Raw genomic sequence first — 11474 nt, forward strand, 5'->3', positions numbered from 1 at the left:
CATAACATGATGACCCAAACAAAAACAGCCAAATCCATCGTCTCTGGTGTCTTACTGATTGATAAACCGCAAGGGATGACTTCCCAGCAAGTGGTATCAAAAGTCAAATACTTGCTCAAATCTGATGTGCACGACAGTAAAAAAGCGGGTCATACCGGTACCCTTGACCCAATGGCAACAGGCTTGCTGCCGATTTGTCTGGGAGAAGCGACCAAATTTAGCCATTACCAACTCGATGCGGTCAAGTCTTACCAAGCCATTATCAAACTTGGCGAGCAAACCGATACCGGGGATGCTGAAGGTCAAATAATTGCTACTATCCCTGTACCGCATGTGACACAAGCGATGTTACAAAGCGTCACTAAGCAATTTTTGGGTGATATAATGCAGGTTCCGCCCATGTACTCCGCGCTCAAAAAAGACGGCAAAAAACTGTATGAACTGGCGCGTGAAGGTATTGAAGTTGAGCGAGCAGCACGTCCTCTCACCATTTATAAGCTGTCACTCACTCCCCTATCCGATCAACACTTGCAGTTAACCGTCACCTGCTCCAAAGGAACTTATGTGCGAGTGCTGGCTGAAGATATTGCCAAAGCGCTAGGTACGCTAGGACATCTGACAGCGCTTAGGCGTATACAGACGGGCGATTTTGATATTGCTAATGCCATCACATTAGCCGATTTTGCAGCGCTCGATGTTACAGCGCGGTTTGATAAGCTATTAGCAATGGATGCCTGCGTTCACTCACTACCAAGCTTAGTATTAGACGATAGCCAATCAAAGCGCATCCGACAGGGTCAACGCTTAAATGTCAAGGCGACCATGTTAACTCAGCAGCTTAACTTAACCGCCAATCAAACGTTTCGCTTGTTTGACGACCATCAGCAATTTTTAGGCACGGGACTACTTGAACCCAATGGTCGTTTACAACCGATGAAGCTAGTCAATTTAAATTAGCCACGATAAGTCAAAAAATCTATCCATCTTGCTAAATTTTTACTCTCTTCACATAATCTACTCAATGAGCGATGCGATTTCACAAAGCGAGTACGTTTTTTATGCATTGATACAAAACGTGACGCTTTGCTAGCAGTTTTTATCCGGCGATTTCTTTATTCTTATTGGTATTGATTCATTTTGTTCTTTGCTTAGCAAGCTTTGCTAATGAAGCTTTGATAATAAAGAACAAACAGCGGTTTATTTAGATAACTTTCTACAATTAATAGAAATATCATTATAAAATAAGAATCAAATAATAATCTCAAAATAAAGCGCCCAACTTACAAAAAACGAATCAATAAGAACAACATTTTTTTTCTTTAACTATCTTTAACTTAAATAATGAAATAATAGGATAATTACCATGGCTAAAATTGCTATCTTACTTGATACCGACTTTGAACAAGTCGAATATACCCAAACCAATGACCTCCTTAAAGCTAAAGGTCACCAAACCACTTTAATCACCACGCAACCCCAAAAACAAGTGCGCGGGCTTAATCATACTGACCCTGCTGACACCTTTACCGCTGATTTATTAATTGGTGAAGCCAACGCAGCCGATTATGATGCTATTGTGTTACCAGGTGGCGGTGCTAATGCTGACGTGTTGCGGGCAAATACCGATGCACAAGCGATGGTAAGAGCGTTCATGAACGCCGGTAAACCTGTTGCAGCGATTTGTCATGCCCCGTGGATTTTTGCGGATACCGAAATTGCTCGTGGTAAAAAATTAACCGCTTATAAAACCATTGCTGTTGACCTAAAAAATGCGGGTGCGCAGTTTGAAGACAAATCAGTGGTGATAGATGGTAATTTGATTACCAGTCGTCAACCTGAAGATATTCCAGATTTTGCTGAAGCCATTGACCAAGCATTGACTAAATAAGCTCGGCTAATAAGAAAAGGAGATTGTCATGCAACCGACTACTATGACAGATATTGAAAAAATGGACAAGAAAGCGCCTGATGCGACATTTGTTGCCGATACTACACCTAATGATGCGGATGAAGTGACTTCTGATAAACTCACCACCGCGCCACAAGAGCAGCTTGACCGTCTACATAGCGAAACACCCAAACAGCCTACGGGCAACCAGTAATTTGAAAGTTTGAATCTATTGAAAGCCTTAATAAATTCAATACCCTAATGCAAATTAGGGTTTTTTTATTGAGCAATATTTGGTAAAATAATGCTCCTTTTTGACGGTTAACTACTGAGAAGCGTGGTTATCCTGATTTTTTTACACTAATCGTCTCGATTGTTAGCCGATTAGGCTTCTCATTTTATGCTAAAAAAGCTAGGAAAACATTATGTTGACTAACCAAGACCGCGCAGACGTAATCGCAAAATTCCAACGCGCTGAAAATGACACAGGTTCTGCAGAAGTTCAAGTGGCATTATTAACAGCGCGTATCAATGACTTACAACCACACTTTAAAGCACACAAAGCTGACCATCACAGCCGTCGTGGTTTGATTCGTATGGTTAACTCACGCCGTACGTTACTTGATTACTTAAAACGTAAAGATGCAGACCGTTATACTGCATTGATCAATGAATTAGGCTTACGTCGCTAATCTATCAGCGCATTATGAGCTTTATTCAATCAGCGGCTGCTTTTGGGTAGCCGCTTTTTTATGGGTTCAATATTTTTAGCGAATTTTCTTTTCACTTTTACCCTCGCTGTTAGCTTAGTCATTACCCATCGTTTGCTATTAGTGGTTAAAGCGCAGTTAAAAGGTGGTGATTCGCCACAAAACTAGGTAAAATAGACAACGCATTGTGCCTGCACAATTGCAGTTTACACTTATTTTTTTTAAAGTATTTTTTAATTTAGGCTGATTTAAGGCTGCTATCAAGCGAATTGGTAGATTGCTTCTAACGTTTGTATTTTTTGAAAAGAACACAAACGTTAGGGGCTATTACTAAAACTTAAGTCGCCCTATTTCATCACACAAAGGATAAAACCGCATTATGTTTAATATCATTACTAAAGAATTCCAATATGGTAATCAACAAGTTACGTTAGAAACGGGTCGTATCGCACGCCAAGCTAATTCAGTGGTCGTCCACATGGGCGGCGTCTCTGTGCTAGTGGCTGTTGTGGTAAAAGACGAGGCGCAAGCGGGTCAAAACTTTTTCCCATTGACCGTCAACTACCAAGAAAAAATGTACGCTGCCGGTAAAATCCCAGGTGGCTATGGCAAACGTGAAGGTCGCCCCTCTGAGATGGAAACCTTGACCTCACGCCTTATTGACCGCCCGATTCGTCCATTGTTCCCAGAAGGCTACTTCAACGAAATCCAAGTGACCGCCACGGTGATTTCGTCAGACAAAAAACAAGATGCTGATATCGCAGCGATGATTGGTACTTCAGCGGCATTGGCAATTTCATCAGCGCCATTTAATGGTCCGATTGGTGCGGCACGTGTCGGTTTTATCAATGATGAATATGTGCTAAACCCAAACCATGAAGCGCTAAAACAAAGCTCGCTCGATTTGGTGGTCGCGGGTACGTCGTCTGCGGTATTGATGGTCGAATCTGAAGCCAAAGAATTGTCAGAAGACCAAATGCTTGGCGCGGTACTATACGGTCACGCCCAGCAACAAGTTGTGATTGATGCCATCAATGAATTTGCCAAAGAAGTTGGCGTACAAAAAAACCAATTCGTTGCCCCTGCCGTCAACGAAGCCTTAGAAACTGCCCTACAAAATCAATTTGCTGCAGCGATTTCAGAAGCGTATACCATCAGCGAAAAAGCCAGCCGTTATACTCGCCTTGATGAAATCAAAAACCAAGCGATTGAAGCGTTAGCCGGTGATGCAGAAGCCGAAGGCTATGCCGACAACGTGGCACAAATCAAAGAGCTATTTGAGACCCTAAAATACCGTACGGTTCGTGACAATATTTTGTCTGGCAAACCCCGTATCGATGGTCGTGACTTGCAAACTGTCCGTGCCCTAGACATCCAAGTTGGCGTACTGCCTTACACGCATGGTTCAGCGCTATTTACGCGCGGTGAAACACAAGCGCTCGTTACCACCACGCTTGGCAACAGCCGTGATGTGAACATGATTGACACCCTTGCGGGCACCAAACAAGACCACTTCATGCTGCATTATAACTTCCCAAGTTACTCAGTGGGCGAAACGGGTCGTGACAGCGGTCCAAAACGCCGTGAAATCGGTCATGGTCGCCTAGCACGCCGCGGTGTACAAGCCATGCTGCCAGATAGTGACCGTTTCCCATACGTGATTCGTATTGTATCTGACATCACTGAATCCAATGGTTCATCATCTATGGCATCTGTCTGTGGCGCATCACTGGCGTTAATGGATGCCGGCGTACCACTAAAAGCGCCCGTTGCTGGTATCGCAATGGGTCTGGTTAAAGAAGGCGAGCGTTTTGCCGTGCTGTCTGACATCTTGGGTGATGAAGACCACCTAGGTGATATGGACTTTAAAGTCGCGGGTTCTGCCAATGGCGTGACTGCACTACAAATGGATATCAAAATCGAAGGTATCACCCCAGAGATTATGGAAAAAGCCCTGCACCAAGCGCATGCGGGTCGTATCCACATTTTAAATGCGATGAATGAAGTGATTTCAACCAGCCGTAAAGAAATCAACGCCCATGCACCAAACTTTGCGGTGATTGATATCGACCCTGAAAAAATCCGTGACGTGATTGGTAAAGGTGGTGCAACCATTCGCCAATTGACTGAAGAAACGGGCGCAGTGATTGATATTGATGACAACGGTACTATTCGTATCTTTGGTGAAAACAAAGCAGCGACCAAAGCCGCGATTGCTAAAATCGAGGCGATTACGGCAGAAGTAGAAGTCGGCAAGACTTATACCGGTAAAGTGGCTCGTATTGTTGAATTTGGTGCGTTTGTCAATGTATTACCTAACACTGACGGTCTGGTACATATCTCACAAATCTCTGATGCGCGTATCGAGAATGTGAATGATGTGCTAAAAGAAGGTCAAATGGTGAATGTACTGGTACAAGACATCGACAACCGTGGTCGTATTAAACTTACCATGAAAGGCGTGGATCAAACCATCGCGCCAACTGCACCTGCTGATACTGAAACGCCAGCGGCTGAATAATTTTATTAAAGTTTAGTTGTCAAAAAATGAAAATCGCTTTATCGTCAGGTAAAGCGGTTTTTTTTTGGGATAAATTTTGGCAAACGCTATGAGACCATCATTACAGTAATTAGAAAAAATGCCCGATGATGAGAAGGTTTTGACCGCGTTGGCAATTTACTACTTGCAATATACCGATGGCGACAATGAATCGCTGAGTAGCCCTCGATAAAATCCTAACCATTGAAAACTATTTAAAATAATAGCGTTAGCGATAAACCACCACATTCAAACTATTCACAGGTTGAAGGTATTTTTCCATTAATGGCAAAATATCTTCATCAAAACTTTTATCTTTTGGCAAAATGAGCTCATCACTTGCCAATATCGCCACACGGCGAATACCTTGATACCGTCCCCAATCAAACACAATTTTCTCTAACTTTTGTAACGCTGACACGATATACTCAACATGCGGCGGATTTTCGGCAAATTCTGTGATTGCCATATCCACGATGAACTGGGGCTTTGACAACGCCCCACCGACTGACATACCCGCTAAATCCCGCTGCGGGTTAAACTGTAACACATCACCGAGTGACAGCTGCGAACGCTCACAAGCTTGCTTGTAAACGGTGTAATGCTCAGGATAAAGGCTTTGAAACTTAAGTAAGGTGCGATGACGAAAAACACCTGACACTGGGACGGGCATAATGAGCGCTTGATAGCGGTCTTGAAACAAGGTTTTTTTATCGACTTGGGTCAGCACTACTTAGCCTGCCAGTTATTTGTTGGTTGTTATTTGTTAGCGGCTTTTTGCTGTTCAAGCTGTGCAACTTGCTGTTCTAGCAGCTGGATACGCTCTTCTTTTTTACTACTCAGCTCATTCATCATACGCAGCTGGTCTTGCATCATGGTTTCTTGCTCTTTTAGCTGCGCGCTCTGCTCTGACAATCGACTCAGCTCTTCTTTGGCAATCGCCGGATCTTCAGGCAGTGTCGGCGTAAGAATTTCTTCGGGCGTGATTGCCGGTAGCGCTGTGGTCGCATGGGCTGAGCTAGTGGTTGCCTCCGCTGCGACGGTTGACGTGGCAGGCAAGCTAGCGCTAGCTTGTGGTTTTACTATAGGCGCTGTAGTTTTGGGTGTTGAATGTGCTTGGGTGTGCGTCTGTGACTGCGCGGTAGAGTTGTTGGGCTCGCTTGACTGCCCCATAAAAAACCATGCCAAGGCAGCCAGTGCCAACCCTGCACCCACTAGCAACCCAAGTTGATTGGGTTTTTTTAACGTTCGTTTAGCTAGTGGTTGACTTGGCGGCCTTAAAAATGGGTTTGGCGTCTGGGCGATGATCGCTTTACTTTCGGGTTTTGTTTTGGTTAATACAATGGGTGGCGTCGTTTCGATAGCCTCGATAGTCTCGATAATTTTTTTATCACTACTTTCATCACTATTTTGTGGTGCGATGGGCTGTGGTTGCGCATTATGCGTGTCCGATTCTAGACTTGGGTTTAGGTCTGACTTAGCTTCTAGCGGTAGGTTATCAATATCAAATATCAGCGCATTATCGGTTGTCTTTGGCGGTACGGGCTGTGACACTGTCGCTGTATTGGCAGCGTCTTCGATAGTCACAGTGGTGTTGGGTTCAACAAGGCTGGGTAGCTCATCCAAATCAAAATCATCAAAACTCAGCTTTTTGGGCGCGACAGTATCAGCCGCTTTTGTGTTATCTGCCGTATAGTCGGTTTTGCCATGAAGTAATTCATCTTCGAACTGGTTTAAATCAATGCTATCTAGCGAAAACGCATTTTTGATTGCTGTCGTTTCTGGGGATGTGTTTGGAGATGTGTCTGGGGATTTAGTCGCTTGCATCGGCGACTGATTAGTCGTATCAAGCTGCAACGGATTATCTGATACGCCTATCATTGGATTTTCAGCCAGCTGTGATGACGGATTGGTATCTTCGCTAGTCGAGGCTATAGAGTCATTGTCTTTTTTTAGGCTAAATAATTTCATGTTGGGTCAATATCCCTATCCATGTCGGGCAGGTCAGATGTCTGTACGATTTCATGCTAGCGATGTATATGCCAAGCTGGCATGAAAATGATGCTGTACATTCGTTTGCTTGTTACTATAACAAACCGCAATCAAAAATAACAACGTTTGAGACAAAAACCTACTTTAAACGCCATATTTTGACCATCCTAATTGTATCGGGGACGCTTAAACTCGTTAACCTTGTCAAAATTTACCCAAACCGCTTAAACTTGGCTTATTTAAACCTAACAATACCCGCGCCATCGTCGCCATAATGAACAGTTTCCTGATGATTGGATTGCTGAATGTCAACGATCTCATCGGGTGTTGGGCGACGCTCGGTATAGCCACATGCCGTACACTCGATATACTCATCATACTCGGGCTGATATAGCTGAATCTGAACAACTTTATCCAGTGCTTTACAGCTTGGACAAGCCACCCCTGCCAAAAATTGACGTTTGGGGCGATTGGATTGATATCTCATAGTTTCTTCTTTTTACTAGTCTGTATTTTGACAACCGTGTTACCAAGCTTGGGTATTGGCGTTATCAGTGTCATCGCTCAGCAGTTCATTATAGCTGCTGGTTAAAAATCCCGAGTGACGTAACAGCGCATCAATACGGGCCTCACGACCGCGAAATGCCTCAAAATTGGCTTTTGCAGATTGGCTACCGCCTTTGGCTAAAATGTTATCACGGAAGGATTTGCCAGCGTTTTTATCAAAAATACTGGTCTCTTCAAACTTACTAAACGCATCGGCTGACAACAGTTCTGCCCATTTGTAAGAATAATACCCTGCCGCATAGCCCCCTGCGAAAATATGGCTAAAACCATTGGCAAAACGGTTATAACTGGCGGTCGGCATGATCGACACATCGGCACGCACGCTGTCGAGTAACGCCAATAACTGTGGATAGTCGGGGGCTGGGATTTTGGCATGCAATAACAAATCAAATAGCGCAAACTCTAGCTGGCGCAGTGTTTGCATGCCGCTTTGGAAATTTTTGGCAGCGAGCATACTTTGTAGCATGCTCTCTGGCAACGTTTCACCGGTATCGACATGACGGCTGATTAATGCAATCCCTTCAGGGTGCCATGCCCAGTTTTCCATAAACTGACTGGGTAGCTCAACTGCATCCCACTCGACGCCATTCACGCCTGCCACATCGCCAACATTCACTTCAGTAAGCAGATGATGCAGCCCATGTCCAAACTCATGAAAGAGGGTTAATACTTCATCATGGGTTAATAAGCTAGGTTTGCCGCGCTGTGTACCCGTTGGCGCAGGGCTAAAATTTGCCACCATAAAACAAACAGGTAACTGCTGATAACCGCTATCATCATGTTGATAACGCGCTTGAAAGCCACTCATCCATGCGCCACCGCGTTTGCCAGGACGGGCATATAAATCAAAATAAAAACCACCGATAAGCTGCTGATGTTCATCAAAAACTTGATAAAAACGCACGTCATCATGCCAGCGCTGCGTGCTTGCAGTTTTATCTTCAATCTGAATGCCATACAGTTTTTGCACAATCTCAAATAAGCCTGCGATGACTGTCGGCACTGGGAAGTACGGACGCACTTGTTCTTGCGATAGATTAAACTGACGTTGTTTGACTTTCTCTGCCAGATACGCCGTATCCCAAGGTCGCACCTCATCGCCCTCATCACCAATGCCAAACGCCAAACCTTCAACTTGCAGTTGTTTTAAATCATGCATGGCAAAGGGTCGTGCTTTGTCTGCCAAATCCCGTAAAAACTGCTCTACGGTGTCGACATTGTCCGCCATTTTAGTGGCAAGCGATAATTCAGCAAAATTATCATAGCCCAATAATTGGGCTTTTTGTGCGCGTTTTGCCAAGATATCCGCCATGATATCGGCATTATTAAATTCTGGCTGCGCTGACAATTCAGAGGCGCGAGTGACATACGCACGATATAAGGTTTCGCGTAACTCGCGGTCATCGGCATAGGTCATCACCGCAAGATAAACTGGGATATCAAGTGTCGCGACATAAGGCGTTGCCAATACTTGCTCAGGGAATTTTTCTGTGTATCGGTTACCCGCATCTGCAAGCATGGCAAGCGCAGATTCAGGCAGTCCTGCCAATTGCGATTCGCTTAACGGTAAAAAGTAGCTTTGGGTAGCATCGAGCACGTTATCGGAGAATTTAGCCGATAGCGTAGATAACTCGCTGGCAAGGGTGACAAATTGCTGTTTTTGCGCCTCCGCTAAACCCACACCGGATAAGTCAAAACTTTGTAGCGCCAAGGTCAACGAGCGTTGTCTCGCAGGCTCTAAACGCTCAAAAAATGACTCATCGCTCACCACACGCTGATAGCGTTGATACAGCGGGAGATGTTGACCAACCGCCGTGCCGTAAGCAGAAAGCGCAGGCAGTAATGCATGATGCAGCGCACGGATTGGCTCATCACTAACCACGCTATTTAAGTGCGATAGTAAGCCCCAACTGCGGTCTAATGCCAAATTCACATGGTCAAAGGCGATAATATCATTGAGCGCTTGTTGGCTGCTGAGTTTTGTATCGTTAACTTGGCTATTAGCTTGCCCAGCTTTGTTATCGAGGTCAGCTTCATCATCGAGCATAGTCAAAAACGCATGTCCATTCGCCAACGCCTCATCGATTGCCGTTTTGAGTCGCTCAAGCGCTAATTGATTAAATTCAACAAGGTGCAAATTTTTTTTCGGATTTTCTACATCGTTGGTCATACTGTTTTCCAATTTTCTATCGCTCATTGATGATTGAGAGTAAAAGTCGTCATTGCCCAAAATTTTAGCATAAAAACCGCAATGCTTGGCAAAGCTACCCCATTTTACTACATAGGTTTGCGACATACGTTTGCGACATAAATGTCGACAACCATTATATTGTGACAATTTTTTGTCAAAACAAGCCAGCAGTACAATTTCACGTTAAAATAATGCCATGTTTATCACTGTGATTTTATTATGCGCTCACTAAGACCTAAAAAAATAACACCTAACCCAGTATCATCTAACGAAATAGTGTCTAACCAAGTATCAGGCGCCCAACAACCAAAAAACAGCCTAATCATCACCAGTTATAACATCCATAAAGGCATGTCACCCCTCAATCGTTTTGTCAAAATGGAAGGCATCGCTGCTGCCCTTAACAAAGTGCAATCTGATATTATCTGTTTGCAGGAAGTCCAAGGTCAAAATCTCAAACGCGTGGTGAAATACAATGAATTTCCCGACCAGTCCCAACATGAATGGTTTGGCGAGTATCTACAGCTTGAAAACAGCTATGGCAAAAACGTCGAATATAACCACGGTCATCATGGCAATGCGGTATTAAGTCGCCATCCGCTCGACCCCAAACACAATGTCAATATTACAGTTAGCCGCCTTGAGCAGCGTGGTGTGTTGCACTGCGAAATTCAGCCCATAGGCTGGCACACGCCCATTATCGTGCTTTGTGCGCATCTAAACTTAAGGGAAAATGACCGTGAAAAACAGTATGAGGTGATAAGCCAGTATATCAATAACGAAATCGACCAATCCACGCCGCTGATATTGGCAGGCGACTTCAATGACTGGAAAAAATTATCCTGTCAAAAACTTGGCTGTGACCTTAATTTACAAGAAGCTGTGCTGACCCACCATGGCAAATTACTACCCACCTTCCCTGCCAAGCTCCCGGTATTAAGCCTTGACCGTATCTATGTGCGTAACCTACAAGTACACCGTGCTTGGGTGCATAAGGGACAACCTTGGTGCAATCTCTCTGACCATTTGCCGGTTAGTGCAGAAGTCAGTCTACTGCCAGATTAAAGATTAACAGATTAAACTTGCATGATTTTTGCACAAAGGTAGCCTACCAATTTTTATAGACATGACTGTCAATTTTTGTCCTAGCGAAACCCGATTTGACGTTTTAAGCCACAGGCTTTAGACGTCAGACTTTAGACATCGGTTAGCTAAATTGACGCTACACTGGAAATCCCCATGCAACCAAAATTACTCATTATTTTTGCGATATTAGGCATCACCGCACTCGCTATTTTTAACCTAATATCATCACATCGTACCCAGCAAGTCATTGCGTCAAACCAAGCCAATAGTAGTACCGCCTCGGCGCCCTTAGCCATAGCATCAAACGATACTTCATCGATTGGCGAGCAGCCCAAACAAGTGCTTGATAAGGCAACAGCAGATTTGAATCAAGCCGCCCAAACCTCATCCAATAATTTGGCGAGCGCAGAAAAAACCACGCAATAATAAGTTGGCGTAATTGATTGTAGCACCGCCAAGCAACACTGGTTGAAGGGCATCAAGTGGCTAATATTAAATATC

The 11474-nt window shown here is 44.3% G+C and carries 11 protein-coding genes; 7 read left to right on the forward strand and 4 right to left on the reverse strand.

The annotated features are described in order from the left end of the window. Window positions 1–9: 9 nt before the first annotated feature. The 5 genes from truB (at window position 10) to pnp (ending at window position 5119) form a co-directional block, all read left to right on the forward strand. Window positions 10–957 carry a tRNA pseudouridine(55) synthase TruB gene (truB, locus tag LAJ61_RS04295; protein WP_472776720.1) on the forward strand — a complete coding sequence of 316 codons (948 nt, stop codon included), beginning with the start codon at window positions 10–12 and terminating at the stop codon, window positions 955–957. 406 nt (window positions 958–1363) lie between these two features. Further along, window positions 1364–1888 (forward strand): type 1 glutamine amidotransferase domain-containing protein, encoded by a 525-nt coding sequence (locus LAJ61_RS04300; RefSeq protein ID WP_224054595.1) that lies wholly within the window; start codon window positions 1364–1366, stop codon window positions 1886–1888. 28 nt (window positions 1889–1916) lie between these two features. Further along, entirely contained in the window at window positions 1917–2102 is a 186-nt protein-coding gene (locus LAJ61_RS04305) for a hypothetical protein (RefSeq protein WP_128680788.1), read from the forward strand. Between the two features lie 208 nt (window positions 2103–2310). Further along, the gene (gene rpsO, locus LAJ61_RS04310) at window positions 2311–2580 is read left to right on the forward strand and encodes a 30S ribosomal protein S15 (RefSeq protein ID WP_224054801.1); all 270 of its coding nucleotides are present in this window, start codon (window positions 2311–2313) and stop codon (window positions 2578–2580) included. A gap of 397 nt (window positions 2581–2977) precedes the next feature. Then, entirely contained in the window at window positions 2978–5119 is a 2142-nt protein-coding gene (gene pnp, locus LAJ61_RS04315; RefSeq protein ID WP_224054596.1) for a polyribonucleotide nucleotidyltransferase, read from the forward strand. A gap of 247 nt (window positions 5120–5366) precedes the next feature. Here the strand turns inward: pnp and LAJ61_RS04320 are convergent, their stop codons facing one another. From LAJ61_RS04320 to LAJ61_RS04335, 4 genes are all read right to left on the reverse strand, one after another. Then, window positions 5367–5867, reverse strand: coding sequence for a hypothetical protein (locus LAJ61_RS04320; protein WP_224054597.1), 501 nt, complete (start codon window positions 5865–5867; stop codon window positions 5367–5369). 29 nt (window positions 5868–5896) lie between these two features. Beyond that, complete coding sequence (locus LAJ61_RS04325) at window positions 5897–7108, reverse strand: hypothetical protein (protein ID WP_224054598.1); 1212 nt, start codon at window positions 7106–7108, stop codon at window positions 5897–5899. A gap of 256 nt (window positions 7109–7364) precedes the next feature. Next, window positions 7365–7616: a YheV family putative metal-binding protein gene (locus tag LAJ61_RS04330; protein ID WP_100285209.1), complete on the reverse strand. Its 252-nt coding sequence runs from the start codon at window positions 7614–7616 to the stop codon at window positions 7365–7367. 39 nt (window positions 7617–7655) lie between these two features. Continuing rightward, window positions 7656–9866 (reverse strand): M3 family metallopeptidase, encoded by a 2211-nt coding sequence (locus LAJ61_RS04335; protein ID WP_224054599.1) that lies wholly within the window; start codon window positions 9864–9866, stop codon window positions 7656–7658. Between the two features lie 297 nt (window positions 9867–10163). On the opposite strand from LAJ61_RS04335, the gene LAJ61_RS04340 reads away from it, so the two are divergent. Both LAJ61_RS04340 and LAJ61_RS04345 read left to right on the forward strand, forming a co-directional pair. Then, the gene (locus tag LAJ61_RS04340) at window positions 10164–10952 is read left to right on the forward strand and encodes an endonuclease/exonuclease/phosphatase family protein (protein ID WP_224054600.1); all 789 of its coding nucleotides are present in this window, start codon (window positions 10164–10166) and stop codon (window positions 10950–10952) included. Window positions 10953–11126: 174 nt separating this feature from the next. Beyond that, on the forward strand, window positions 11127–11399 hold the full coding sequence (locus LAJ61_RS04345) for a hypothetical protein (protein WP_224054601.1): 273 nt from the start codon (window positions 11127–11129) through the stop codon (window positions 11397–11399). The last annotated feature ends 75 nt before the right edge of the window (window positions 11400–11474 follow it).

Source organism: Faucicola osloensis (assembly GCF_020041925.1).
Lineage (GTDB): Bacteria > Pseudomonadota > Gammaproteobacteria > Pseudomonadales > Moraxellaceae > Faucicola > Faucicola osloensis_D.